The sequence below is a fragment of the Salinispora sp. H7-4 genome (assembly GCF_013416675.1).
Lineage (GTDB): Bacteria > Actinomycetota > Actinomycetes > Mycobacteriales > Micromonosporaceae > Micromonospora > Micromonospora vitiensis.
The window spans coordinates 220,566-246,724 of sequence record NZ_JABZED010000002.1; the positions used below are offsets into that span (position 1 = coordinate 220,566).

Sequence of the window (26,159 nt, forward strand, 5' to 3'; positions counted from 1 at the left end):
GCACCCACGACCTCACCCACGCCCTCACCCGCTGGTTCGGCGCCCCCCAGAACGGAACCGCACCGAGCGGACCGGCACCGGCCGCCGGTCCACCCCGTCTCGACTACGGCTAAAGACACCCCTGCCACCCTCAGCCAAACGGCGACCGAGGAGGGCGTACCGGATGTCTCGTCACCACGGGCAAGCTGCGCTGGCCACGGAAGGCTTCAGGCTCGCCATTGCGGGCAGCGACGAAGCGACGGGTAACGACAAATTCGATCTGAAGAACTTCGAGCGACTGCCGGCACGAGACGTTCCCCTGGACGCCCTGTCGCCCAGCCTGCGGCTGCGGCAGGGTGGCACGAGCGGAGCCCACGTCCAGCTACTCGTGGAGGCGGGCGGCACCACGCAGCTACCGCCTCTCCTCGTCCAGGAGGAGGGCTGGCGGGTTATCGACGGGCTGCACCGGCTCGAGGCCGCCCGGATCCGCGGCGATCACGTCATCCCCGCACGCTTCCTGGACTGCACCGACGCCGAGGCCCTCATCCTGGCGATGCAGGCGAACATCGCCCATGGGTTACCGCTGTCCCGAGCCGACCGGCTCGCCGGCGCCAACCGGGTGCTGTCGGAGTATCCGGACTGGTCTGACCGGGCCCTCGCCGCCATCACGGGATTGAGCGCGAAGACGATCGCATCGTTGCGTACCCGGTCGCCAGGGGCAGCAGGGGCCGGCGGCAAGCGGATCGGCCGGGACGGAAGGCGTCGTCCGGTCACCGCCGTGGAGGGCCGGCGTCGCGCCGCCGCCTACCTCAGCGCGCACCCGGACGCCCCGCTGCGGCAGGTCGCCCGCGAGGCCGACGTATCGCTGGGCACCGTCCATGATGTGAGCGCTCGGCTGCGCCGGGGCATCAGCCCGGAGCGCACCGGGCACCGCCTTCCCCCGGTCGAGGAGCCGGTGGGACCAGCCCGGCGAGCCGCGGCGCCCACCCCCACGTTGCCGGCGCCCCGCGGTGGTGCGGTCCGGCGCCGGGGGCCGGCGGACGCGCCACTGACCTGGGCCGGGGTGGCGAACAAGCTGGCTACCGATCCGTCCATCCGGTACACCGAGGGCGGCCGGGCGTTCATTCGGTGGATGGCGTGGCACGCCGGTGCCCCACATCGCTGGCGGGAGGTCGCCGGCTCGATACCGCCGCACTGGCTGAGCGTGATCGCCCCGCTCGCGGACAGCATCAGTGCGGAGTGGGGCCTCTTCGCCGAACAACTCAAACGCAAGCAGGAGGACGGAACGTAACGCCACCCGCCACACCCCGGCCGACCGCCGCCACCTGCCCGGGTCAACTCTCACTCGACCGGAATTCGCGGGAGCGCGGGGAGACTGCTACCACATCGCAGCCCACGAAAGAGCAGGCGACATGGTGGACAACGAACAGGATCGGGCAGGTACGGCGCCCCACGTGGTCATCGTCGGGGGTGGCATCACGGGGGTGACCGCGGCGTTCTACCTCCGGAACGAGCCAGTACGAATCACCCTCCTCGAGGCCGCACCGCGGCTCGGGGGGAAGCTGTCCGCCTCGGAGGTGGCGGGCGTCCTCGTCGACGAGGGGGCGGAAGGGCTCTATGCCCGGCGGCCCAAGACCACCCGGTTGCTCACCGCGGCCGGTCTCGGCGATCAGCTCGCCCTGGCCGGCGCCACCACAACCGCGATCTGGAGCAGGGGCGCACTCCGGCCCCTGCCGGCCAGCCAGTTCATGGGCATCCCCGCGGACCTGGACGCGCTCGCCGACTCCGGCATCCTCTCGCCGGGCGGGGTGGCCGCGGCCCGCCGCGACCTCGGGCTGCCACCGACCGAACGGGACGGCGACGTCACCGTCGCGGCCTACGTCTCGCAGCGACTCGGCCAGGAGGTGTTGGACCGCCTCGTTGACCCGTTCCTCAGCGATGTCTGCGCCGGCCGCTCCGACCAGCTGTCCTTCGAGGCCATGCTGGCCCCGCTGGCGAACGCGGCCCGCAGGTACCCGTCGCTGATCCAGGCAGCGGGCTCGCTGGTCCCCCCGCCACCGCCAGACGGGCAGGAACCGCCAACCGGGATCGGTACCCTGACCGGCGGGCTCGGCAACCTACCCCAGGTGTTGGTCGACGCAGTTCTCGCCGACTCGCCCGACGCGCGGGTACGAACCGGGGCGGAGGTCACCGGCCTGGCTCCGGAGCGGCAGGGGTGGCGGTTGACCGTCAACGCCGACGCCGGGACCGAACAGCTCACCGCGGATGCGGTCATCGTCGCCGTCCCCGCCGGGCCTGCCGGCCGATTGCTGGCCGGCGTACCCGGAGTGGCGCCGGCCGCCGCTGAGCTGGCGCAGCTCCCGTACGCCAGTGTCGGCAGCATCACGCTGGCCTACCCCCGTACGGCGTTCGCCGGTGGGCTCGCCACGCGCGGGTTCTGCGGCTACCGGGTTCCGGCGGTGGACGGACGGGCCGTCAACGAAGTGACCTTCTCCACGGTGAAGTGGCCGCACCTGGCGGGCGAGGTGGAGATCCTGCGCTGTTCGGTCGGGAAGGTCGGCGACGAGGCAGCGCTCCACCGCGATGACGCCGACCTCGTCCGGCTGGTGACCGCCGAGGTCGCCGCGGCAACCGGGGCGAACGGTGTCCCGGTGGCGACCCGGGTCACCCGGTGGCCGAGCGCGCTGCCCCAGTACACCGTCGGCCACCTGAATCGGGTGAACCGGATCCGGACGGCGGTCGGTGGCTCGCCGGGGCTCGCCGTCTGCGGTGCCGCGTACGAGGGAGTGGGGGTCGGCACGTGCATCGCCGATGCGCAGAAAGCCGTTGACCAGGTGCTCACAGGGCTGCCCGGAACCACCCCCGCCGCCTTGAGCTGAGGTGCCCTCCCCGCCCCGGTGGCGCGGGCACCGGCCGCGCCGCCCGACCGCGGCCGCGTCGGTATCCTCGCCCCGCCCCACCGGGGGACGCCGCGGACATACCCGTGCCCGCCCGGGCCGACCGGCCGGGCGGGCACGGGGGATCTGCTGTTGCCGGGGTCAGGCTCGGGCCGGCCCCGCGTTCTCCAGGATGCGTCCGAGGGCCCCGGCCAGCTCACCGGTCGGGTTCGCGCCGGCGCCCCTGCTGCGCCACGCCACGTGGTTGTCCGGGCGGACCAGAATGGCGCCCTCGTCGGCGATTTCCCGGACGCGTGACCACCGGTCGTCGGCGGCCGTGTACTCAGCCCCGACCCCGATGGCGACGGTGTCGATCGGCACCGAGAGCTTCTCCGCCACCGCCGCGGCCGCCGCCCGCCACCGCTCCGCCTTCGGGCCGATGATCAGCACGAAGCTGCCGGCGGAACCGGTCAGGTCGTGGGTGGACCGGACCCGGCCGGCGCGGGTGATCCAGGCATGCGGCAGCAGATGCCCGGGCCGGGTGGTGGGGTGGTAGACGTCCCGCAACGGCTCCCGCGGTGGCGGCGGGCTTCCGTCGGGGATGACCGCACCCTGTTCGTACGCGAAACCCAGCTCGACGTCGTGTGCCTGACATCCACCCCGGTGGGTGGCGAACAGCTCGGCCGCCCGCGCCCGCGCCGCCGCGGCGATCGGGGATGGGTCGACGAACGCCGCGAACGCTCGCTCCCGACGCTGCGGCGCGGTGTGCTGACCGACCCCGACAGCCTCGAGGATCGCGTGGTGGTGCAGGGCCGCGGAGACCGCCCAGTCGACGTTGTGCCGGCCGATCGGATGCCGCTCGGCCTGGTAGGTGTCGAGCAGGCTGTCGGGGGCGCGGCCGGTGAGTACCGCGGCGAGTTTCCACGCGAGGTTGTGTGCGTCCTGAATCCCGGTGTTCAGTCCCAGCCCGACGGTGGGGGGCTGCCGGTGGGCGGCGTCACCGGCAAGGAGCACTCGACCGACCCGGTACTGGTCGGCGACCAGGGATTCCACCGACCAGTTCGTGACCTGGCGCAGCGTGAGCTCCAGGTCGGGCAGCCCGAGGACCTCACGGATCTTGGGGACGATGGTCTCCGCGGGGTAGCGCTGCGGGTCACCCGGCGGAAAGTGCAGCACCCACTCCTCGCAGTGCTTGCCCCAGGTGGGGCCCATCTCGATGAGGTTGCTGGACAGGTCGGGGTCGTGCGGATTGAGGAAGTGGGTGAGTAGGGTGCCCTCCCGCCACCACGGCGACAGGTCCGCGGTGAAGTAGGCGGTGGTGACGTCGAGAAACCCCGGAAGGCCCCGCATCTGTACGCCGAGCGCCGCGCCGACGGTACGGCCGCCGTCAGCCGCGATGAGGTAGCGGGCCACCACCGTGGTGACCTCGCCCGTGCCGACCGCTCGGACCTGGGCTACCACCCGGTCGCCCTCCTCGGCGAAAGTAACCAGTTCATGACCGAACCGGATCTCTCCCGGGCCGCGCCGCTCGGCGTGTTGCCGCAGGATCGGCTCCAACCGGACCTGGGGTAGCTTGACCGGAAGTACCGGCCCAGCCGCCTCGTAGGTCTCCCGCAACGCGCCGCCGCCGAACGCGTCCATCTCCTGAATGACCAGACCGTCGAGGGGCCCTTCCCCACCGAGCGAGGTCAGCCAGCGCAGCTTGCCGAACTCCGCCAGGCACGCCCCCTGCTGGGCCACCTCAGCATCGAGCTCGTGCTGGCGGAAGATGCCCATCGTCCGCTGGTTGAGATAGTGCGCCTTCGGCATTCTCGACGTACCCGGGTGCCGCTCCACCAGCAGGTGGCGTACACCGTGGTCGGACAGAAAGACGGAGGCAGCCAGGCCACATCCACCGCCGCCCACGATCAGAACCGGAACCTCTATCGTTGCCATTGTCGTCCTTCCGAGTGGTGACCGCCCGGCTGGGCGGGTACGTGGCCCCGCTCGCGGCTCGCCGACCCATGGCTGTCGACCGGCGCGTGGAGAGGGGAATCGACGATCGGGCCGGACCGCTCGCAGTCTGCCGAGAGCCGCTGCAGTCCCGGTCAAGGACGGATTGATTCGACAACCCTATTGCCGGCCCGAAACAGCGAGCAACGGTCAGCGGTTTCGACTGCGTTTCACCGGGCGGTTGAACGAAGGGATCCGCATACCGCCGACCGCTTTCGGGGAACAGCTGATTACTGCACATCCGACCGTTGCCATTGGTCAGGGCACCGTTATAGGTTCACCCCGTGGTCGTCGAATAGTCCGGCGCGGACGGAATCGACCACACCACCCCGGCCGGATATGAACTGTCCTGCCACCGTTCTGTGGGGCGTGCTGCCCCGGACGGTGTGACCTCCGAACAATGGTGGGTGCGCATGAGCTCAGTGCGGAACAACGACGTGGCACGGCCGGTGATCGGGGTCTGCGCACGAACGACTCCAGTGACGGTGCAGGGGCTCGACACGACCGTCAGCCTGGCGCTGCAGGCCCACGTGGACATGCTCGCCGCCGCGGGGTGCGCCCCCCTGTTGGTACCGCTGCTGCCGGGCGCCGAGGACCTGGTGCCGCACCTCGACGGCCTACTGCTACCCGGGGGGCCAGACCTGGACCCGAAGCTGTACGGGCAGCCCCGGCACACCAGGACCCGATGCGGCAACCCTGCCGCGGACCGGGTCGAACTGGCCCTGCTCCGCGCAGCGCTCGACGCCGACCGGCCCGTCCTGGCCATCTGCCGCGGGATGCAGGTGCTCAATGTGTTGTCGGGCGGGACCCTGCACCAGCACCTGCCCGAGGCCGTGAACCACGACGGCCACTGCCCGCAGACCGCGACCTTCACCCTCGGCCGGAACCACCTGCACCTCCAGCGCGGCAGCCTCGCCGCCGCTGCCTACGGCGCCGATGTCCCCACCGTCGCCTGCCACCACCACCAGGGTGTCGACCGGGTCGGTGCGGGTCTCACCGTGACCGCCCGGGCGTCGGACGGAGTCGTCGAGGCGATCGAGGCGATCGGGCACCCGTTCGTGCTCGGGGTGCAGTGGGAGGCCGGGCAGGACTCTGACGACCGGCTGCACCGCGCGCTCGCCGACGCCGCCGAACGTGCGAGACAACGACCCCCAACCCCGGGAGAAGCTGATGGCATCGCGGATGAACAACCCGTCTCTGGTCGTGCCCGACGCGCTGCCGCCCCTGCTCGAACTCGGTAAAGTGATCAACCAGGTCGGCGTGCCGGTCCGGACCCTCGATCTGGTCCGGATGCGGGTCAGCCAGCTCAATGGCCGAGTCTGGATCCTGCCGGCCGGTCCGGAGGCCGCGTCGCGGATCGATCACCGCCTGTCGATCGTGGCGTCCTGGCGTGAGGCCGACTGTTTCACCGATGCCGAGCGGGCGGCGCTGGCGCTCGCCGAGGCCGCCACCCGTCTCGGTGACCGCGTGGATCCGGTGCCGGACGAGGTCTGGGACGAGGCTGTCCGGCACTATACCGAGCCGGAACTCAGCGCATTGATCATGCATGTCGGGCTGGTAAGCCTCTGGAACTGCATCAATCTATCCACTCGACAGGACCCAGGGGACTGGCGCTGATTCCGGGCCACCCGACCACCAGGACCGGCAGGAGGGGTTCACATATGTTACGGCTCATCAACACCGGCTTGGGCCGGACCGGCACCACGTCACTGAAGCTGGCGCTGGAGCGCCTCGGCTACGGACCCTGCTCTCACATGTTCAATATCGTCAACGATTCGGACCGACTCCAGCAGTGGGAAAAGGTCGTCTGTGACGGGCAGCGGCCCGACTGGGAGGAGCTGTTCGACGGCTTCGTCTCCGTCGCGGACGGGCCCAGCGCCATCTACCACAAGGAAATCATCCGGGCATTCCCGAAGGCGAAGGTAATCCTGACCGTACGGGACAGCGAGGAGTGGTACCGAAGCACGTACGACACCTTGTACCAGTTCGCCGTCCGGAGCCGCGACAATCCACCGGAACCCGGCTCCGTGCCGGCCCGGATATATCGGTTCGTCAACACCATGGTCTGGGATGGTCTCTTCGGTGGACGCTTCGCCGACAAGGGTCACGCCATTCGGGTCTTTCACCGGCACAACGAGGCGGTCGCCAGCTCTGTCGCCCCCGACAACCTGCTCACCTATGACGTGCAGCAGGGATGGGAACCACTGTGCGCGTTCCTCGGGGTCGCGGTGCCGGCGGAGGACTTCCCCCACGCCAACGACAGCGGGTCGATGCGTCAGGTCATCCGAGACGTGGGCGGCGGGGCCGCTGGGGTGGCGACCGCCTGAGCCAGTCGGCGAGTGTGACGGGCAGCCGGGGCAGGCCGAGGGCCACCCCACCAGGGGTACGGGCCGCCGCAGGGCAGCGGCCCGTACCGCACCTCACCACGAGTCCTGGCCGACCTCGGCGGCCCGGGTCTGCAGGATTGCCAGCAGGGTCCGGGCCTGGACGTTGACGTAGCGGCTGTGCCCGGCCAGCCAGCTGAGCTGGCCCGGGGTGATCCAGTGGTAGCCGGGCGGCGCCTCGGTCGGCGTCGCCGTCTCGTCGGTGGCGACCACCAGATAGCGGCTCTCGGCATTGCGGAACCGACCGCCCTCCTCGGAATGCGTCGCTGCATACCGGACCCGTTCCGGGGACGGGTCCAACATCAGGTCAAGAAACGGAGGGCGTTGCGCCGCTGGCAGCTGGGGGTAGCTCGCCGGAACACACTGCACGGTGGGCGCCAGTTCCACGGTGTCGAGGAAGCCCCCCTCCACCCGGGCGTGCACGAGAACGTGCGGCACCCCGCCGAAGGTCCGGTACGCAAAACCCACCACGCCCGGTGCCACCGGCTCGATCAGCGGCTGACTCCAACTGGAGACCTCTCGGTTCGCGCCCTCAACAGCGACCGCTAGCACCCGGAAATGCCGCTGATCCGGACGGTAGATGCTGTGCTCGTCACGGCACCAGCCGGCTATCCGCGCCAGCGGAACACGGTGGGCCCGCACCTCGTGGCTGGCCCGTTGACCGGTGAACCAGGAAGCCACCTCGGCGTCGGAGCAGACGGCACCGTGTTCGGGATACGCCAGCGGTGCGCTCGCCAGCACCGTCCGCGAGTCCATGTTGACCACGTTGTCCTGCCGGAGCAGCTGACCCAGCTGACCCAGCGTGAGCCAGCGAAAGCGCTCGTCCGCTGGCACCTCACCCTTCACCTCGACGATCATGTTGCGATTGCGCTTGCGGTAGAACCAGGCGCCGTGTTCGGACTGCAGGACATCGGTGAGCACCCGGCCCGGAGGCGGATCAAGGAAGTGTTCCAGGTACCTCACCGCCGTCCCGCCATGCGCCTTCGTGTAGTTACTTCGGGTGGCCTGCACGGTGGGTGACAGCTGCACCAGGTTGGGATTACCCGGCTCCACCTTCGCCTGCATGAGGAAGTGCAGCGTGCCGTCGAACTCCTTCGCCAGGATCCCGAGGATGCCGATCTCCCGTTGCACGATGATCGGCTGTTGCCACTCGGCGCCCACATCCGGTCGGACGACGTGCAGGCCCTCCACCGTGAAGAACCCTCCACTACGGTGGCGCAGATTCCCGGTTTCGGACTGGAACGACCAGCCGTCCAACTCCGCGAATGGGATCCGCCGCACTCGGGTGCGGCACGCTGCCCGCTCGGCAGCGAGCCAGTCCAACACATCGGAGGTTGCGATCCCGGCGCCATCGGTAGCCGCTGCCGAGCGTGCGAGCCGTTCGGCGAGTTCGGTGCCGCAACGCGGTTGGAGCAGTACTGCTGAGGTCACGGTCGATCACCACTTCCTAGCGCGCGAGCCGTTGCGGGGTCACCGGTGGCGGCACTCGCCGCTCGGCGGGCATCACCGAAACACCCCCGGGCACCGGTCCCGCCATGGTGCTCAGGGACCGCCCATCCGGGCATCCTCGACGTTGCCCCGGCCACGGTCACACTGCCGAACCTGATCAGTTCGTCTGGCGGCCCGGACTCGGGGGGTGGCGCTGCTTCGGGACCACCGACTGCCCGGGGGAAGTTCAACCGCACTGGTGACGTCAGTCGAACGGGCCGCCGGGCGGCGAGCCCGCGGGTCAGGGCAGCGTTCGGGCCAGCGCCGATCGCCGTGGCTCCGCGGAGCGCGCGAGGGGCGCCTGCCGTGCCGTGGTGGCCGGGCATCCGCCGGCTGCCGGGACGGACCGGGGGGTGAGTTCCGGTAGCGCGAGCAGCACCGGTGGGTCGATCACCCGCCGGCGCCGGAGGCGGACCGCAGCACTGGTCACACCGTCCGCAACGACCGTCACCAGGGGGTGCATGCCGATCAGGGCGGTGGAACGGCGAGCTTCGGGGCCAACACCGTCAGCTACCGCCACCGCGTGCACGAACCAGGTGCCGTTGGGCACGTGCGGCAGGTGGTAACAGGACGGCCGACCGCCCGGCACGTCAACGACCATCGCCGAGACTGCGCGGTGCTGCACGATCCGGGTCGAAAACGCGCCCAGATAGACCTGCGCGTTGCCGTGTCCTTCCGGCAGGCTGATCGTCCCAGCGATCGCCCCGGCGCCGAGGAGGGTGGCCGAACGGCCAGATAGCTCGGTCGCACCAATAGGCGAAAGGCGACGGAACCGGCCGGGTGAGACCCCGACACTGGAAGTGAAACAATTACTGAAGGAGCCGAGGCTGCTGTACCCCACCAGCACGGAGACATCCGTTATCCGCAGCGGGGTATCAAGAAGAAGACGCTTGGCCTGATGAATCCGAATAGCGGCTAGAAACCGGCCGGGAGTAACTCCGGTTATATTGCGAAAAAGTCGGGCAAAGTAGAACCGACTTAACCCAGCGCTCTCCGCGATCTCGGCCAGCGTCAGCGGCCGGTCGTAACGCTCCCAGAGATACTCGATGGCCCGTTCGACTGCACTGTCCATGCGCACCTCACTGCATCGTCGCCGACCACCATGGTGACCGCCCTCCGTCGGGATCAGCTCGAGCAGCAATGGGGACCGGATCTGAACCGGCCATCACCGACAGCGAAAGGGTCGCCACAATTTGTCACCGACAGTGGAGCGACCCGTTTCACCGCGACACCTACGACCACGACGGGCCAGCACCGATGCGATCAGCGCTCCGGACGGGCGCGAGACCCCAAAAATGGCGGGAAAGCATGATTCGAGGCGCTAAAGACATATTTACATCGGCGCTGCGCCGGCGCCCAGAACGCCAGCCAACCCGAAACGGCGATCCACCTCCCCGCCTTGGCCTGGATGAAAACGACAACCAACCCTGCCGGCAGGTAGACGGGTCAACTACGCCCAGGAAATCACGACGAAACCGCTGCAAACCTCCACCGAACCCTACAAATACTTTCTCACCTGGAACCGACATTTCTACCTTACGACCACCGAGTTATCAACAGTTCCCTGGATCGCTGGATCATGGCACAATATTACGCAATTACCTGCGACACCCAGGGACTGGATCGATGGGGGGAGAAACATAGAACACGTAGCCGCGCCTACCTGTCGGCGCCCCTGAAATCGTTTCCCCAGCCCGGCATGCTTACGCTACCGGACTCGCTTCACCAAACAATTCGGCTCCATTTCTATGTCAGCCCAAGCCTGCCATCAGGCCAGTGCGAAAGGCTTGAAGTTGATAATCCGTTACACGGAGGAGATCGGGTGGAAAGGGACCAGACACTTCTGAGCTTCGGGCTGCTCGGCCCACTCTCGCTCCACTACGGTCGCATGCCGGTGGAGACCAGCGCACCCAAACAACGTCAGGTGCTCGCCCTACTCGCCTTGAACGTCGGACGCGTCGTCACCGTGCCGATGCTCATCGAGGAACTGTGGGGGGACCGTCCACCACGAAGCCACGCCACAACCCTGCAGACATACATTCTGCAGCTGCGAAACGCACTCGCCACGGCCGGGTACGGCAGCCCGGAAGCCCGACAGATAATCGGCACCCGCCACAATGGCTATCTACTCGAGGGGTTCGCGTGCGAAACAGATGTCGAAGTGTACAACCGGCACCTTGTCGCCGGTCGCACCGCGGCCGAGGCGGGCGACCAGCACCGAGCCTCACAGGAGTTCAGTCACGCACTTCAGGTCTGGCGCGGCGCAGCCCTGGTCGATGTCCGAATGGGCCCGATCCTGGAGATCGAGGCGGCATCACTGGAGGAAAGCCGGCTCTGCACGCTGGAACGCCGGATCGAAACGGACCTGGCCCTGGGCCGGCATTCCGACCTGCTGGCAGAACTAACGCTCGTCACGGCACGGAACCCGATGAACGAAAACCTGTGCGCGCTACGAATGATGGCCATGTATCGCGCCGGCCACGTTGGGCGCTCACTTCAGGCATATCATCGCCTCCGTTCCATCCTCAACGAAGAGCTCGGCGTCGAACCAGGACCACGGGTACAGCGACTCCTGGCCGCCATACTTGCCGGCGATCCCGAACTGGAGGAGACGTCACCGCTATCACCCCCCAGTAAATTCACGGTGCGCCACCCCTAACCCCGGTCTGCTCGCGGGACCGGAACTCTGTCACCCATGCGGATTCCAACTCCGCCACACCATCCCAGGCCGGTCACCCCGGGCAGACCTTCCTGTCCCGCAGCCCCGTGGGCACCAAAACGAAAACAGCGAAAGCTGGCCCACGGGCGTAGGAGTTCGGCGGCCCGACCAAGCCTCGAGGAGAGGTCAACCACCTGGCCAGAAATTGGCTGCAAACAGCCGTGGCGACACCGAGGAGAACTAGATGCGAAAGGCTCTTTCGCGGGACGGCACCACGATCGCCTACCAGCGGGCCGGCGCCGGGCCGGCGATCGTACTCCTGAATGGCGCATTCCGCGATCACACAATTTTCGACGCACTCGTCCCAGAGCTGACAGCGCACTGCACCACCTACGTCTACGACCGCCGGGGACGGGGGCAGAGCACAGATTCCGCCCAATATGCCATCGAACGAGAGATTGAGGACCTCGCCGTCGTGATCGAGGAGGCGGGTGGCCACGCGGTGGTGTTCGCCGGATCGTGCGGCGCGAATCTCGCGCTGGAGGCAGCTATGGCCGACACCCCGATCACCAAACTGGCCCTGCACGAACCCTACTTCCGGGTCGGTGACCACCCACGGCCGCCCCTCGATGCCGCCGACCAACTACGCGCGCTGGTCGCCGACGGCCAACGGGGCGCGGCTGCGGAGTACTTCCTGAATGTGCTGATGGACCTGCCCCCAACGGCAATCGCCCAGTGGCGGCAAGGCCCACTCTGGGCGACGAACGAGGCGAATGCCCACACGCTCGCCTATGACGTCACTCTGTGTGGCGATTTCAGCCTCCCGGTCGATCGGCTGGCCGCCCTGCGGACTCCCACGCTGGTCGTCAACAGCAACGGCACCAGCGACTGGCTGCGTGCCGCGGCCCAGGCGACGGCGGCGGCCCTGCCGAACGGCTCGGGAAGGGAACTGCCCGGCTCCTGGCACCGGATCGAGATGGCGGCGCTGGGCCGGGTTCTGGTCGAGTTCGCCACGACCTGATACCTCCCCCACCACCCGCGAAAGGAGCTGCCGGATGAGCACGCGCGCACCGGAGGCGGCTGACGGACCGGTCAACCGCAATTCGCCCCAGGTCCATCAGGAATCAAGAAGCGCCCGGAGGCCCGCCGTTCGTAGCATGAAGCACATGGGAGTCAAGGTTGCGCAGCGCTTCGTCGCCGTCGACGACCATGAACGTGCGCTCACCTTCTACCGGGATGTTCTCGGCCTTGAGGTTCGCCAAGACCACACATCCGAGGGATTGCGCTGGATTGCCCTCGGGTCGCCTGGGCAGCCCGATGCCGACATCGTTCTGCAGTCCCTGGTCGTCTACCCGGAAACCTCGCCCGCTGACCAGCACGCCCTGGCGGAGCTGCTGGTGAAGGGCCTGCTGCCCGGTCTGGTGTTCCGCACCGAGGACTGTGACGCGGCCTTCGAGCACCTTCGCGCCGGGGGTGCAACGGTGGTACAGGAGCCGACCGACCAGCCCTGGGGCGTCCGGGACTGCGCTTTCCGCGACCCGGCCGGCAACACGCTGCGGTTCTCCCAGATCCGCCGCCGGAGAAAGAGCACCGGCGACGGTGGTGGCTCCGGTAATCCCCATTTTCCCAACCATCGGCCTCTTCAGGACGGAACGGATGATCGAAGCCAAGAACCTGACTAAGCGCTACGGCGACAAGGTCGCCGTGAGGGATCTTTCCTTCACGGTCGGGCCCGGCAAGGTAACCGGGTTCCTCGGCCCCAACGGCGCCGGCAAATCGACGACCATGCGCCTACTGCTCGGTCTCGACCATCCGGATCGTGGCACCGCCACCATCGACGGCAAGCGCTACCGGGACCTGACCACCCCGCTCGCCGCGGTCGGCGCCCTCTTGGAGGCCAAGGCGGTGCACCCGGGCCGGACCGCCCACAACCATCTGCTCTGCCTGGCCCAGTCGCAGGGCATTGGCAAGAAGCGGGTCTCGGAGGTACTCGACCTGGTCGGGCTACGCGAAGTGGCACACAAGCGGGCCGGGAGCTTCTCCCTCGGCATGGGACAACGACTTGGGCTCGCCGCCGCCCTGCTCGGTGACCCCGCCGTGCTGGTGCTGGACGAACCGGTCAACGGGCTTGACCCGGAGGGCATCCTCTGGGTTCGCACCTTCATGCGGCAGCTGGCGGCCGAGGGTCGAACCGTCTTCGTCTCCAGCCACCTGATGAACGAGATGGCAGTGACGGCCGAGCATCTCATCATCATCGGCCGCGGCAGCCTGATCGCGGACTGCCCAACCCAGGAGTTCATCGAGCGGGGACAGAAGCAGACGGTGCTCGTCCGTAGCCCGAACGCCGACGAGTTGGCCGAGGCCCTCACCCGGGCGGGCGGCACGGTGACCCGCAACGACGACAACGAGCTGAGCGTTGAGGACATGGAGGCCACCAGGATCGGTGAGATCGCGTCGGCCGGTGGGCACGTCCTCCACGAGGTGGTCCCGCAACGCGGCACCCTGGAGGAGGCGTTCATGACGCTGACCCGGGAGAGCGTGGAGTACGCCGGCACTGGCTCAACCCAGGATGCCGACGCCCCGACGTCCGGAGGGGAAGCCCGATGACCGCGACCGCCGCCCGCCCCACCGCCAGCACGGTGGCCAGCCGCGCCAGCTTTGCCGGGCTGCTGCGCTCCGAGTGGACAAAGCTCCGATCGGTCCGGTCGACCGGCTGGTCGCTCGGACTACTCGCGTTGCTGTACCCGGCCTTCACCGCACTGCTCGTCGGCTTGACCACCGCCGCGTGGGACGACACTGCTGCCAGCGACCGCGAGCTGATCATCGGTGATCCGACGACCGTCATCCTCGGCAGCGGCTTTCTGATCAGCCAACCCGCCATCTGTGTCCTGGGCGTCATGGTTATCGCGTCGGAGTACTCCACCGGCATGATCCGAGCCAGCCTGCTGGCGAAGCCCCGCCGGCTGTCCATGCTCGCCGCCAAGGGCGTGGTGCTGAGCCTGGTAGTCCTGGCAGTGAGCCTGGCAGCGGCGTTCGTCTCGTTCTTCATCGGCGCGGCGATGCTCAGCGAGAGGGTTGAGGCATCCCTCGGCGATCCCGGTGCGCTGCGGGCAGTGGTGGGCACCGGCCTCTACCTGGCCATGCTCAGCCTGTTCTCCCTCGCTATCGGTGCCATTGTGCGGCGTACCGCGGCGGGGATCACCGGTGTGATCATGTTCGTGCTCGTGCTCGCTCCCCTGGTGCAACTACTGCCCGGCAAGTTCGGCGAGTACGCCCACGCCTACCTGCCGACCGAGGCTGGAATCCTGATTGGCCAGGCCACCCAGCAGGAGGGCAGTCTCCTCACCCCCTGGCAGGGCTTCGGGGTGTTCGGCCTGTGGACCGCTGCTTTGCTGGCGCTCGCGGCCTTCCTTCTGAATCGCCGCGACGCCTGATCCACTAGCGTCGCCTCGGGCGCTCCCCATCGCCGGGGAGCGCCCGAGAACGGACGGATGGTCAGCGGTGGGCCGATGGGCTGGTGGCGGCCGCGAGCAACACCAAACGTCTCAGCTGATACCTTTCGCACCCGGGCCGGGCCGTGGCATCGTCCACCTCAGCCCAGGGCGGTCCGCAGTAGCTTTTTGATCGTTGCCTCGGCCTTGTCGGTCAGCTCGGTCAGGGCGAACGATGTCGCCCACAGACCCTGCTCGTCGTCGAGCTTCGCCTCCGGCGAGAACCCGAACGTCGAGTAACGCTGCTTGTCTCCCTGCCCGCTGCGGAAGAAGCAGACCACCTTTCCGCTCCTGGCCCAGGCGGGCTGGCCGTACCACAGCTTCGGTGCCAGCTCAGGGGCGGTCTCGGTGATGACGGCGTGCAGGCGTTGCGCCAACGCGCGGTCCGGCTGCGCCATGTTGCTGATCTTCTCGAGGACGTCTCTCTCGTCGGCTGCCGCCTTGTTCGCGCTCTTGCTACGGCGAGCCTCCGACTTCAACTCCGCCGCCCGGTCCTTGATGGCGGCCCGCTCGACCTCGGAGAACCCTTCCTCCTGGGACGACTTTGTCTGCTTGCTGTCCTTACCAGCTTTCGACGTAACGCTCACGTACGCACTGCTCCTCTTGTCCGTCCGGTACTCAACATGTTTCTCCAGCTAACCACCTGTAGCGGGCAACGCCTTCTCGATTCCACACCAATCCATCATCAGCGTGGCGCCCGGCACCACCTCCTCCCACGGAAGCAGCGACATTTCACCTCGCATATCACTCGGAGGGCAGGCCCGAGCTAGGGACCACAATCTATCGATCTTGGGAGTCGCGAAAACTCCGGATGAGGATCGCCAGGACGATCAGGGCGACCAGAGCGGCGAGCCCCAGGCCGAGCTGCATACCCCGCACAAAGGTGTGGTCTGCGACCGTCCGAATCGCCGCCACCTGGTCGGGCTCGGGATGGTCAACGGGCCGACCAGGCCCGACTATCGCCTCAAAAGCGTTCGGATTGGTATCGTCAACGATCTGCTCGACAACAGCAGCCCGTTCGGCACGGTCGGGAATGGTGCTGGCCAGGTCGTCGTCCAAGAAAGAAGCGACCCATACCGAGACGATCGTTCCCAGTACCGCGTAGCCGGCGGTTGATCCAAGACCTCGCTGGGTGGCTATGATGCCCGAGGCCATGCCGGCGCGCTCCACCGGCACCGAATTCAACGCCAGCCCCTGCACCGGCGGGATGATCAGGGAGAGACCGGCACCCAGGAGCAGAAAGCCCAGCACGACGGCGACGACACTCCATGCCACCCCGACCACCATGATGGCCAGTCCGACAACGAGCAGAGTCTGGCCGACGAGGGCCGGCAGGCGGGCGCCACGGCGGGCGGCGATGAAGCCAGCGACCGGGGAAACCGCCACCGAGGCGAGGGAGGACGGCAAGATGAGCAGACCCGCCTCCACCGGGGTGTAGAGCCGGACGTTCTGAAAGTATTGGGTGACGATTAACAAAGCACCATACACTGTAAAAAAACCGAAAAATATTGCCATATTGCCCAACCGGTAGGCGCGGCTGGTGAAGAGCCGCAGATCCATCATCGGTGAACGGGTGCGGAGCTCATGGACAATGAAGGCAATGAGACCAACGGCGAAGGCGACGAACGCCACCAGAATTAGCGGCGATCCCCAGCCCAGGTCATGGCCATCGATAACGGCAAAAGTAAACGCACCGACTGTTATCACAAACAGCAGCTGCCCGGGTAGATCGACAACACGGCGGGTGGACTCGCGCGACTCGGCGACGTACCGAAGGGTAAGCCCGACCGCCAGCACGGCGACCGGAACATTGACGAAGAAGACGACCCGCCAGCTCGCCACCTCGGTCAGGATTCCGCCGAGCGGCGGGCCGAGCGCCAGCCCGATGTCCGCGACCGCGGCGAAGAGCCCGAGGGCGAAAAAACGCTGCCGCTTGTGCGGGAAAGTCGCCGAGACCAGGGCCAGTGCGGTGACCGTGATGACGGCCGCGGCCACTCCCTGCATCCCCCGCGCCACCAGCATGACGGTGAAGGTCGAGGTTAGTCCGGCCGTCACCGAGGCCGCGGTGAAGACCACCACTGCGGTCAGGTACAGCCGCCGCCGCCCGAACCGATCAGCCACGGTGGCCGCGGGCATGATGGCGATAGCCATTCCCATGGTGTAGGTGGCGACGATCCACTGCAGCCCGGACTCCCCCAAATCATAGAATGCCTGAATTCGGGGCAGCGCCACATTCGCTACCAGCACGTCGTGCAGGGTGATGAAGACGCCGAGGCCAGCCGCGACTATCGTCCACTTCTGGGCCCGCGTCCACGGGCGCCCCTCGCCTGTCTCAGCTTCCGCTCCGGCGTCCACGAGGTCACGGTAGGCGGACCATCGGCGACCCGTGGGCTATTGGGCGGTTCCGGTGAATCCTTGCCGCCGGTCAACCGTCACCCCGGCGCCCCAGCGCACCGACCGGGTTAGCGATCGCCTTGCGTCTCCCAGCTAAACGGCGCGACATCACGACCAGGGTCACACCAGTCCGGCTTACGCAGTACGTACACGCTGAGCGGCACCGCGATGATCATGGCCGCCAACCCCACAAGCAGTCCTATATAGACGGTGGGGCTTCCGACACCGATCTGATCTGGGGGTGCAAGGCTGGAGGCGAGTGCGAGCGCCGAGGCGACGAAACCGATGCCACCGATGACCCACATTCCCGGAAGCCCACCCGGAACTCGGTACGGCCGTCGTCGATCAGGTTGGCTGTACCGTAGCTGGATCGCCGCGGCGAACATTCCCAGATAGATGAGAAGATAGAGGATACCAGCGAGCTGACTGAGGACCTGAAAGGCCGCCTCCACTGATGGCATAACAATGAACAGCACTGCCAGGACACTAACCGAAATCGCCTGGAACAGCAAGATTCTGGTAGGCATCCCGTATTTGTTGGTCAATTGAAAGAAAGGCGGCAGATAGCCGGCCTTTGCCACCGCCAGCATCGCGGTTGACGGGCCGACGACCCAGGTTACGATGCCGGCCAGAACACCGATCACCAAGGCGACCGCGACTATCGGCACCGCCCAGGCAAGGCCGAGCCAGCGGAAAACATCAAGGAAAGTTATCAATAGTGACTGCGTCAGGTCTATCTCGGATCGCGGTACGACAAAGGAAATCGTCAGTGTGCCCAGCACCAGGATGCTCATCGCTCCCACCGCTGCGATCAGCACCGCCAGCGGATAGTGCCGGGTGGGATTCTCCACGTCCCGCACATGGATCGCATTCATCTCCATGCCGGCATAGAAGAGAAAAATGCTCGCGGCCAACGCCAGGTTACTGAACCGCGCGAAATCCGGGACCACCTCACCCCAACCCAGCGGCGTCTGCGACTGCCCGCCCGAGCTCAGGTAGACAAGACCGAGGATCACGAGGAGCAAGGCGGGAAGAATAGTGCCGACGATGCCGCCCCACTTCGCGACACGGGTAAACGCGGCAATCCCGTGGGCGCCGATCGCGGTGGCGACCCAGAAGACCGCGAGCACAGTCAGCAGAATGTACAGTCGGTTGCCGGACAACTTCTCATCCAGCGTTGCCTCCGGGCCGGTGTAGGCGAGCGAGATCGCCCCGAAGGTGAGAAGAACCGGAAAAAAGATCGTCACCTGGGCCAGCAGTAGAAAGATGGACACGAATCCCCAACGGGCCCCGAACGCCTCACCAACCCACCGGAACACGCCTCCCTTCTCCGGCCACCCGGTGGCTAGTTCAGCGGCGACCAGCGAGACTGGCACGAGAAAGAAGACCGCAGCGAAGACATAGTAGAAGGCAGCACTCAACCCGTACTCGGCCTCAGCCGGCAGGCCACTCAGGCTGACCACCGCGACGATGTTGAGCATCGCCAGCCCCAGGACACTGATCTTCGCCGAGTTTTTGCCCGCGGGTCGGCTATCTGACGGAGCCATGCGCTCTCGCAAAGATTCAATGATGGAACCCAGGTCGCTGACCGACCGCGGGTATAGGAGACTCGAGAGAGTCAAGGTGCGCTATCTCGCCACGAAGTTCAGCAATAAACACCTCGGCGAGGTCACGGCTGAGCCCATTGCGAATCACGATCCGCTGCACCATGAGGTCCGTGAGATTATCGGGCATTGCATAGGTGGGAATCTGCCATCCCTTCATACGCATGCGGTCGGACAGATGATACAGGTTCCAATTCTTGGTGTACCCACCCCGCAGGTGCCAGGCTAGCACCGGAATATCGTTACCATCGCTCCACAGCTCGAGATGCGGTATCTTTGCGACCTCCTGGGACAAGTACCGCGCGACATCATGCATGGCGAGCTGCACCCGCCGAAAGCCCTCTCGACCGAGACGCAGGAAGAGATAGTACTGCAAGAGCACCTGAGCCCCCGGTCTGGTGAAATTTAGCCCGAGCGTCGGTGTTTCGCCACCCAGGTAGTTAACCCAGAAAATCAGGTCCTCGGGCAACGCCGCCTCGTCTCGCCAGACCACCCATCCCAGCCCGGGGTACACCAGTCCGTATTTGTGACCGGAGGCGTTGATCGACGCTACTCTCCGGAGCCGGAAGTCCCAGACCATGTCTGGCTGAACAAAGGGCGCCACGAACGCACCGGTAGCTCCGTCCACATGAATTTCTACATCAAGCCCGGTCGAGTCCTGAATTTCGTCCAAGGCAGCCGCGATGCGCTGGACCGGCTCATACATTCCGGTATACGTCACGCCAAGAATCGCGACGACCCCGATCGTGTTCTCGTCCACGTACGATGCAAGGTCATGACCGTCCAAGGTCTTGTGCTCTTCGGAAATCGGAACGAAGCGGGGCTCCACATCCCAGTAGTTGCAAAACTTTTTCCAACACACCTGCACCGCGCTCGACATCACCAGGTTGGGGTGACTGGTCGGCTTGCCCGCACGGCGACGCGCATGCTGCCAACGACGCTTGAGCGCCAACCCCCCCAACATGCAGGCTTCCGAGGAACCGGTCGTGGACGCACCGATAGTGCTCCGCGGGTCCCGGGCATGCCAGAGATCTGCCAGCATGACCAAACATCGCTTCTCTATTGCACTGGTTGCCTGATACTCGTCCTTGTCGATAAGATTTCGGTCGAAGGTTTCCGCGAACAGTTTCTCGGCATGATCGTCCATCCAGGTGCCAACAAAAGTCGCCAAATTCAGTCGGGCGTTCCCGTCGAGGGCCACCTCGTCGTGCACGATCTGGTATGCGGTCTCGGGCAGAGTGGCGGCGTCCGGAATCGAAAACCGGGTACGCTCCGTCGACTGGCCTGGACGCGCGAACATCGGATTCAACAGAAGTGAATCCGAGGCAACCATGTCAAAATCTTGTTCCATGTCCGGCATTTACCCTCCCAGGGTTTGCCAGCGGCCAGGGGCTACGATTGGCCAACAGCGTTCCCGGCGGCAAAGGCTCGTCGGACACACCCTACGCCCACAGCAGATCCCCGCGCCGGCAATCGCAACAGCCTCACCCGACCGACAACACCACCGACACCGGCTCACCATCTGGCTGGCACCGCACCGCAACTCCCGATCGGTTGTCGCGACCATGGGCGAGGCGATACAGAACAGCGGTCAGCTGGCGTGGATCTCACCCACCCCCCTGCCCGGCTAGCGACAGGTGGATCACTTCACCGAGACCTGGCCGGACGGACCTGGTGTCACTTGGCGTTGAAGTAACCCGCCTCCGGGTGGTGCACGACAATTGCGTCGGTGGCCTGTTCCGGAACGAGCTGGAACTCCTCCGACAGCTGCACACCGATCCGTTCCGCACCCAGCAGGTCCACGAGCTTCGCCCGGTCCTCCAGGTCCGGGCAGGCCGGGTAGCCGAAGGCATACCGGCAGCCCCGGTAGTCGTTACGCAGCAACCCGGCCAGGTCAGCCGGGTCGGTGGTGGCCACCGTACGGTCGTCGGGCAGGCTCAGCTCGGCGCGGACCCGCTGGTGCCAGTACTCGGCAAGAGCCTCGGTGAGCTGCACCGACAGCCCGTGCACCTCCAGATAGTCGCGGTACTCGTTGCGGGCGAACAACTTCGCCGTATATTCGCTGATCAGTTGGCCAACCGTGACCAGCTGCAGCGCCACCACGTCCAGCTCGCCGCCGCGAGGACGGAAGAAGTCGGCCAGGCAGAGCCGCCGCTCCTGGCGCTGCCGGGGGAAGGTGAACCGGGCCCGCTCCGCGTGCCCGTTCTCGTCGAGCACGACCAGGTCGTTGCCGTCGGAGTAGGCCGGGAAGTAGCCGTACACCACAGCTGCCTCCAGTACCTGGTCGGCGATGAGCCGGTCCAGCCAGTAGCGCAGCCGCGGCCGGCCCTCGGTCTCCACCAACTCCTCGTAGCTGGGGCCCTTCCCGCCGCGGGCACCGCGTAGCCCCCACTGCCCGAGAAACGTCGCCCGTTCGTCGATCAGGGCCGCGTAGTCGGCGAGGGGCAGCCCCCTGACCACCCGGGTGCCGAAGAACGGTGGGGTGGGCACCTCGACATCGGTGGCCACGTCGGAGCGGACCGAGGCGTCGTCCAGCCCCGGCAACGACTGGCTGACGATCGCCCGCTGCCGCACCCGCCGCTCCCGCCGCGCGGCCAACGCCGCCTCCCGCTCCGGGTCCTCCACCGGTGCGCCACCGCGCTTGGCGGCCATCACCCGGTCCATCAGGGAGAGCCCTTCGAAGGCATCCCGGGCGTAGTGCACCTGGCCGGGGAACATCGATCGCAGGTCGTCCTCGACGTACGCGCGGGTCAGCGCCGCACCCCCCAGCAGGACCGGCCAGCGCTCCGCAACGCCCCGCGTGGCCATCTCGACCAGGTTCTCCTTCATGATGACGGTGCTCTTCACCAACAGCCCCGACATGCCGATCGCGTCCGCGCGGTTCTGCTCGGCGGCGTCGAGGATGGCGTTGATCGGCTGCTTGATCCCGATGTTCACCACCTCGTAGCCGTTGTTCGACAGGATGATATCGACGAGGTTCTTGCCGATGTCGTGGACGTCGCCCTTCACGGTGGCGAGCACGATCCGTCCCTTACCGCCGTCATCGGCCTTCTCCAGGTGCGGCTCCAGGTACGCCACCGCGGACTTCATCACCTCGGCGGACTGGAGTACGAACGGCAGCTGCATCTGGCCGGCCCCGAACAGTTCGCCGACCACCTTCATCCCGTCCAGCAGAATGTCGTTGATAACGACCATCGCCGCCAACCCGGTGGCGAGGGCCGCGTCCAGATCGGCCTCGAGACCGTTGCGCTCGCCGTCGATGATCCGGCGCTTGAGCCGCTCCTGGAGCGGCAGCGCGGCCAGTTCCTCCGCTCGGCTGGCCCGCGCCGAGGCCGCGTCCACCCCCTCGAAGGCTTCGATGAAGCGCTGGACCGGGTCGTACCCTGCGCGGCGTCGGTCGTAGACCAGGTCGAGTGCGATCTCCCGTTGCTCATCGGGAATCTTCGACATCGGCAGGATCTTGCTGGCGTGCACGATCGCCGAGGTCAGCCCGGCCTGGACGCACTCGTGCAGGAACACCGAGTTGAGGACCTGCCGGGCCGCCGGATTGAGCCCGAACGAGACGTTGGAGATACCCAGGGTGAAGTTGACCCCCGGGTAGCGGGCGGCGATCTCCCGGATCGCCTCGATGGTCTCGATCCCGTCCCGCCGGGTCTCCTCCTGCCCGGTGGCGATCGGGAAGGTCAGGGCGTCGATCAGGATGTCCGACCGGGCCATCCCCCACCGGCCGGTCAGATCGTCGATCAGCCGGGTGGCCACGCGTACCTTCCAGTCCTTGGTACGCGCCTGCCCCTCCTCGTCGATGAGCAGTGCCACCACCGCGGCGCCGTGTTCCTTGACCACGGACATCAGGCGGGCGTATCGGGAGTCGGGGCCGTCGCCGTCCTCGAAGTTGACCGAGTTGACCACGCATCGCCCACCGAGTGTCTCCAACCCCGCCTCGATCACGCCCGGCTCGGTCGAATCCAGCACGATCGGCAGCGTGGAGGCGGTGGCGAACCGGCTGGCCAGCTCGCGCATGTCCTGGGTGCCGTCGCGGCCCACGTAGTCCACACAGAGGTCCAGCAGGTGCGAGCCATCCCGCGCCTGGCCACGGGCGATCTCGACGCACGCCTGCCAGTCCTCCGCGAGCATGGCCGCACGGAACGCCTTGGAGCCGTTGGCGTTGGTCCGCTCCCCCACCATCAGCACGCTCGCGTCCTGCGCGAAGGGGACATGGTGATAGATCGACGAGGCGCCGGGCTCGGGCTGTGGCTCGCGCACCGCCGGCGGTCGGCCCCGCATCCGTCCGGCCAGCACCCGGATGTGCTCCGGCGTGGTCCCGCAGCAGCCGCCGACCAGCGCCACACCGTAGTCGGTGGCGAACTGCGCCAGGGCATCGCCCAGCTCGTCCGGCGTCAGCGGGAAGTACGCACCGTCGGAGGTGAGGACCGGCAGGCCGGCGTTCGGCATCACCGACACCGGAGTCTGGGAGTGCTGGGACAGGTAGCGCAGGTGCTCACCCATCTCCGCCGGCCCGGTGGAGCAGTTCAGCCCGATCAGGTCGATGCCGAGTGGCTCGATCGCGGTGAGCGCGGCGCCGATCTCGCTGCCCAGCAGCATGGTGCCGGTGGTCTCCACCGCCACATGACAGATGATCGGGACCGAGCCGCCCAGCTCGGCCATCGCCCGCTTCGCGCCGATTGCCGCTGCCTTCACCTGGAGCAGGTCCTGGCACGTCTCGATGATCAGCGCATCGGATCCGCCGGCGATCAGGCCAACGGCGTTCTCCTGGTACGCATCCCGCAGCGCGGCGTACGTGGCGTGCCCCAGGGTGGGTAGCTTCGTGCCCGGCCCGATCGAGCCCAGGACGAAGCGCGGCTGCTCCGGTGTCGCGTACGCGTCGGCGGCGGTGCGGGCCAGCCGGGCGCCAGCCTCGGACAGCTCACGGATGCGCCCCTCAATGCCGTACTCGGCCAAGTTCGCCAGGTTCGCGCCGAACGTGTTGGTCTCCACGCAGTCTGCACCCACGGCCAGATATGCCTCGTGCACGCCACGGACAGCGTCCGGCCGGGTCACGTTGAGGATTTCGTTGCAGCCCTCCAGCCCATCGAAGTCATCGAGAGTCAGGTCTGCCGCGTGCAACATGGTCCCCATCGCCCCGTCGGCGACGAGAATCCGGTCGGCCAGCGCGTCGAGCACGGAGATCACCACAGCTTCAGGTTACTGCGACCACACGGGGTGTGGTCGATCCCCGGCTACCGGATCCCACGTGGGGTATCCAGTACCCGCTGCCCCTTTGTCACCCGAGTGTTTGTTTCGTCGCTTGACAGATCGGCGCGGCCGACGGTCCGGTTCCCACCCCTGGCACGTAGGCTGACGGACGTGAGGGACTACAGCGACGCCACGACGCATGGTGGCCGGCCGATCGGGCACCTGCCCGGCACCGCCCCCGACGGGCGGGACGAGGTGACCGCGTGACCGAGTTCGACGGACTGCCGGTCCTGCGGTCCCCCGTGGCCATCGCCGCCTTCGAAGGTTGGAACGACGCCGCCGATGCCTCGACGGCCGCCGTCGAACACCTGGAACAGGTGTGGCAGGCCCGGCCGGTGACCGAGCTGGATCCGGAGGACTTCTACGACTTCCAGGTCAGCCGCCCCACGATCGCGATGTCGGCGGGCGAGACCCGACGGGTGGAGTGGCCCACCACCCGGTTCATGGCCGCCAGCCCTGCCGGTACCGAGCGGGATGTCGTGCTGATCCGCGGCATCGAGCCGAGCATGCGCTGGCGCACCTTCTGCGAGCAGGTGCTGGAGATCTGCCACAGCCTGGAGGTCGAACGGGTGGTGCTGCTCGGCGCGCTCCTGGCCGACGTGCCGTACACCCGACCGCTACCGATCAGCGGAAGCGCCTCCGACAAGGGCGCGGCACAGCGCTTCCAGCTCACTCCCACCCGGTACGACGGGCCCACCGGCATTGTCGGGGTCCTGCACGATGCCTGCGCACGGGCCGAGGTGAACGCGGTGTCGTTCTGGGTGCATGTGCCGCACTACGCCAACAACCCACCCTGCCCCAAGGCGACCCTGGCCCTGCTGCACCGGGTCGAGGAGGTGCTGGATCTGCCGGTGCCGATGGCGGACCTCGCCGAGGAGGCCGCCGAGTGGGAACAGCGGGTCCGGGGCGCCGCCGAGCAGGACGCCGAGCTCGGTGAGTACGTCCGCGAGTTGGAGGAACGGGTCGGCGACGCCGGCATCACCCCACTGACCGGGGACGAGATCGCCCAGGAGTTTGAGAAGTACCTGCGCCGGCGCGGCGGCTCCGCCGGTCCTACCGCCGGCTCCTGGTAGCCCGTAGCGCGCTGATCCTCGTGGCCCGCCACCTTCACCGGTGGCGGGCCACTGTCTTTCTGTCTGCCCCAGTCGGTTGTGGACAGGAACCCACTCGCTACGGCATCCTAGGAACCTAGTTGATGACCGAGGAGGCGGGCATGCAGATCAACCCGGGAGCGGCCGAATTCCCGCACCGACAGATCGCCGCGCAGATCAAGGCACAGGTGCGCCGCGGTGACTGGGGTCCCGGCGAGCGGCTACCCTCCATCCCGGCCATCGCCGAAATGTTCGGCGTCGCCAAGCAGACCGTGCAACGCGCCGTGGACCAACTCCGGGTCGAGGGCATCCTGATCACGAAGCCTGGCTCCGGTACGTACGTCCGCGGCACCCGACGCCGCCTCAACCGGCTCTCCCGGGGCCGGTACGGCGGCTTCCGTGGCTACCACACCGACCTCGCCGCCCGGTACCGGCAACAGCTCGTCTCCGTCGGGCCCGCCCCCGCACCGCCCGAGGTCGCCGACGCGTTCGGCGTATCCGACGGCACCGAGCTGCTCTGTCGTCGACACCTGGTCCGGGCCGAGGACTCCCCGGTGGAGGTCGGTGCCGCCTGGTTCCTACCGACCGACACCGCCGGCACCTCGCTGGAGCGGGCCGAGGCCTTCGGCCGCCCCCTCTACCAGGAGGCCGAGGAAGCCACCGGCCGGCGGTACGCTACCGCGACCGACACGATCAGTGCCCGGCAGCCCAGCCGAGACGAGGCGGAGACCCTCCAGATCCGCCCCGACACCCCGGTGCTACACCTGCTGCACGTCGCCTACGACGAACGCCGTAAACCGATCGAGGTCGCCCAGGCCACCTGGCCCGGCCCGGTCACCACCCTGACCGAGGCGTACCAGATCCCGGCCCCGGCGACCGAACCGGAGCCGGGCCCGGGTCTCGTCCTGGGCTGATGGCGAGGCCACCCGCGCCGAGGGGGCCATCTTC

The 26,159-nt window shown here is 67.4% G+C and carries 20 protein-coding genes; 12 read left to right on the top strand and 8 right to left on the bottom strand.

The genetic code is table 11. The features are described from left to right. Positions 1-163: 163 nt before the first annotated feature. Both H0524_RS01115 and hemG read left to right on the top strand, forming a co-directional pair. Entirely contained in the window at positions 164-1,270 is a 1,107-nt protein-coding gene (locus H0524_RS01115) for a ParB N-terminal domain-containing protein (protein WP_180196979.1), read from the top strand. After that, complete coding sequence (gene hemG / locus H0524_RS01120; protein WP_375371983.1) at positions 1,212-2,858, top strand: protoporphyrinogen oxidase; 1,647 nt, start codon at positions 1,212-1,214, stop codon at positions 2,856-2,858. Before H0524_RS01115 ends, hemG begins: the two co-directional genes overlap by 59 nt. 159 nt (positions 2,859-3,017) lie before the next feature. On the opposite strand, the gene H0524_RS01125 is transcribed toward hemG, so the two are convergent. Continuing rightward, the gene (locus H0524_RS01125) at positions 3,018-4,790 is read right to left on the bottom strand and encodes an FAD-dependent monooxygenase (protein WP_180196981.1); all 1,773 of its coding nucleotides are present in this window, start codon (positions 4,788-4,790) and stop codon (positions 3,018-3,020) included. Between the two features lie 470 nt (positions 4,791-5,260). On the opposite strand from H0524_RS01125, the gene H0524_RS01130 reads away from it, so the two are divergent. The 3 genes from H0524_RS01130 to H0524_RS01140 are packed head-to-tail and all read left to right on the top strand — an operon-like array spanning position 5,261 to position 7,174. Then, positions 5,261-6,088, top strand: a complete 828-nt coding sequence (locus H0524_RS01130; protein ID WP_033665819.1) for a gamma-glutamyl-gamma-aminobutyrate hydrolase family protein — start codon at positions 5,261-5,263, stop codon at positions 6,086-6,088. Then, positions 6,051-6,464, top strand: a complete 414-nt coding sequence (locus tag H0524_RS01135; protein WP_180197123.1) for a carboxymuconolactone decarboxylase family protein — start codon at positions 6,051-6,053, stop codon at positions 6,462-6,464. The genes H0524_RS01130 and H0524_RS01135 overlap by 38 nt, the downstream gene beginning before the upstream one ends. 44 nt (positions 6,465-6,508) lie before the next feature. After that, on the top strand, positions 6,509-7,174 hold the full coding sequence (locus H0524_RS01140; protein ID WP_180196982.1) for a sulfotransferase family protein: 666 nt from the start codon (positions 6,509-6,511) through the stop codon (positions 7,172-7,174). Positions 7,175-7,267: 93 nt separating this feature from the next. Here the strand turns inward: H0524_RS01140 and H0524_RS01145 are convergent, their stop codons facing one another. Together H0524_RS01145 and H0524_RS01150 are read right to left on the bottom strand one after the other, a co-directional pair. Then, the gene (locus tag H0524_RS01145; protein ID WP_180196983.1) at positions 7,268-8,662 is read right to left on the bottom strand and encodes an NDP-hexose 2,3-dehydratase family protein; all 1,395 of its coding nucleotides are present in this window, start codon (positions 8,660-8,662) and stop codon (positions 7,268-7,270) included. A gap of 298 nt (positions 8,663-8,960) precedes the next feature. Next, a complete protein-coding gene (locus H0524_RS01150) occupies positions 8,961-9,791 on the bottom strand; it encodes an AraC family transcriptional regulator (protein ID WP_180196984.1) in 831 nt (276 codons plus the stop codon). A gap of 750 nt (positions 9,792-10,541) precedes the next feature. Here H0524_RS01150 and H0524_RS01155 point away from each other — a divergent pair. The 5 genes from H0524_RS01155 (at position 10,542) to H0524_RS01175 (ending at position 14,812) form a co-directional block, all read left to right on the top strand. Continuing rightward, positions 10,542-11,378: an AfsR/SARP family transcriptional regulator gene (locus H0524_RS01155; RefSeq protein WP_180196985.1), complete on the top strand. Its 837-nt coding sequence runs from the start codon at positions 10,542-10,544 to the stop codon at positions 11,376-11,378. Positions 11,379-11,622: 244 nt separating this feature from the next. Then, positions 11,623-12,399, top strand: a complete 777-nt coding sequence (locus H0524_RS01160; protein ID WP_180196986.1) for an alpha/beta fold hydrolase — start codon at positions 11,623-11,625, stop codon at positions 12,397-12,399. 136 nt (positions 12,400-12,535) lie between these two features. Further along, positions 12,536-13,060 (top strand): VOC family protein, encoded by a 525-nt coding sequence (locus tag H0524_RS01165; RefSeq protein ID WP_180197124.1) that lies wholly within the window; start codon positions 12,536-12,538, stop codon positions 13,058-13,060. Next, on the top strand, positions 13,035-13,985 hold the full coding sequence (locus H0524_RS01170) for an ABC transporter ATP-binding protein (protein WP_180196987.1): 951 nt from the start codon (positions 13,035-13,037) through the stop codon (positions 13,983-13,985). Before H0524_RS01165 ends, H0524_RS01170 begins: the two co-directional genes overlap by 26 nt. Continuing rightward, positions 13,982-14,812: an ABC transporter permease gene (locus H0524_RS01175; protein WP_180196988.1), complete on the top strand. Its 831-nt coding sequence runs from the start codon at positions 13,982-13,984 to the stop codon at positions 14,810-14,812. The genes H0524_RS01170 and H0524_RS01175 overlap by 4 nt, the downstream gene beginning before the upstream one ends. Positions 14,813-14,970: 158 nt before the next feature. On the opposite strand, the gene H0524_RS01180 is transcribed toward H0524_RS01175, so the two are convergent. The 5 genes from H0524_RS01180 to metH all read right to left on the bottom strand — a co-directional run bounded on the left by H0524_RS01180 (position 14,971) and on the right by metH (position 24,060). Next, positions 14,971-15,456, bottom strand: coding sequence for an iron chaperone (locus H0524_RS01180; protein WP_180196989.1), 486 nt, complete (start codon positions 15,454-15,456; stop codon positions 14,971-14,973). 193 nt (positions 15,457-15,649) lie between these two features. Further along, a complete protein-coding gene (locus H0524_RS01185; protein ID WP_180196990.1) occupies positions 15,650-17,224 on the bottom strand; it encodes a DHA2 family efflux MFS transporter permease subunit in 1,575 nt (524 codons plus the stop codon). Between the two features lie 107 nt (positions 17,225-17,331). Further along, positions 17,332-18,810 carry a putative glutamine/gamma-aminobutyrate antiporter GadC gene (gene gadC / locus H0524_RS01190; protein ID WP_180197125.1) on the bottom strand — a complete coding sequence of 493 codons (1,479 nt, stop codon included), beginning with the start codon at positions 18,808-18,810 and terminating at the stop codon, positions 17,332-17,334. Positions 18,811-18,826: 16 nt separating this feature from the next. Further along, positions 18,827-20,167, bottom strand: a complete 1,341-nt coding sequence (locus tag H0524_RS01195; RefSeq protein WP_180197126.1) for a glutamate decarboxylase — start codon at positions 20,165-20,167, stop codon at positions 18,827-18,829. A 377-nt stretch (positions 20,168-20,544) separates the two neighbouring features. Further along, entirely contained in the window at positions 20,545-24,060 is a 3,516-nt protein-coding gene (gene metH, locus H0524_RS01200; RefSeq protein WP_180196991.1) for a methionine synthase, read from the bottom strand. A 263-nt stretch (positions 24,061-24,323) separates the two neighbouring features. Between metH and H0524_RS01205 the strand changes: the two genes are divergently transcribed. Together H0524_RS01205 and H0524_RS01210 are read left to right on the top strand one after the other, a co-directional pair. After that, positions 24,324-25,193: a PAC2 family protein gene (locus H0524_RS01205; protein ID WP_018725092.1), complete on the top strand. Its 870-nt coding sequence runs from the start codon at positions 24,324-24,326 to the stop codon at positions 25,191-25,193. Between the two features lie 140 nt (positions 25,194-25,333). Then, entirely contained in the window at positions 25,334-26,125 is a 792-nt protein-coding gene (locus H0524_RS01210; protein ID WP_180197127.1) for a GntR family transcriptional regulator, read from the top strand. Positions 26,126-26,159 lie beyond the last annotated feature (34 nt).

Excerpts from the sequence above, each read along its gene's own strand:
- H0524_RS01115 (WP_180196979.1), top strand. The coding sequence starts at position 164 with ATGTCTCGTCACCACGGGCAAGCTGCGCTGGCCACGGAAGGCTTCAGG.
- H0524_RS01125 (WP_180196981.1), bottom strand. The coding sequence starts at position 4,790 with ATGGCAACGATAGAGGTTCCGGTTCTGATCGTGGGCGGCGGTGGATGT.
- H0524_RS01130 (WP_033665819.1), top strand. The coding sequence starts at position 5,261 with ATGAGCTCAGTGCGGAACAACGACGTGGCACGGCCGGTGATCGGGGTC.
- H0524_RS01140 (WP_180196982.1), top strand. The coding sequence starts at position 6,509 with ATGTTACGGCTCATCAACACCGGCTTGGGCCGGACCGGCACCACGTCA.
- H0524_RS01150 (WP_180196984.1), bottom strand. The coding sequence starts at position 9,791 with ATGGACAGTGCAGTCGAACGGGCCATCGAGTATCTCTGGGAGCGTTAC.
- H0524_RS01160 (WP_180196986.1), top strand. The coding sequence starts at position 11,623 with ATGCGAAAGGCTCTTTCGCGGGACGGCACCACGATCGCCTACCAGCGG.
- H0524_RS01165 (WP_180197124.1), top strand. The coding sequence starts at position 12,536 with ATGAAGCACATGGGAGTCAAGGTTGCGCAGCGCTTCGTCGCCGTCGAC.
- H0524_RS01170 (WP_180196987.1), top strand. The coding sequence starts at position 13,035 with ATGATCGAAGCCAAGAACCTGACTAAGCGCTACGGCGACAAGGTCGCC.
- H0524_RS01175 (WP_180196988.1), top strand. The coding sequence starts at position 13,982 with ATGACCGCGACCGCCGCCCGCCCCACCGCCAGCACGGTGGCCAGCCGC.
- gadC (WP_180197125.1), bottom strand. The coding sequence starts at position 18,810 with ATGGCTCCGTCAGATAGCCGACCCGCGGGCAAAAACTCGGCGAAGATC.
- H0524_RS01195 (WP_180197126.1), bottom strand. The coding sequence starts at position 20,167 with ATGTTCGCGCGTCCAGGCCAGTCGACGGAGCGTACCCGGTTTTCGATT.
- H0524_RS01210 (WP_180197127.1), top strand. The coding sequence starts at position 25,334 with ATGCAGATCAACCCGGGAGCGGCCGAATTCCCGCACCGACAGATCGCC.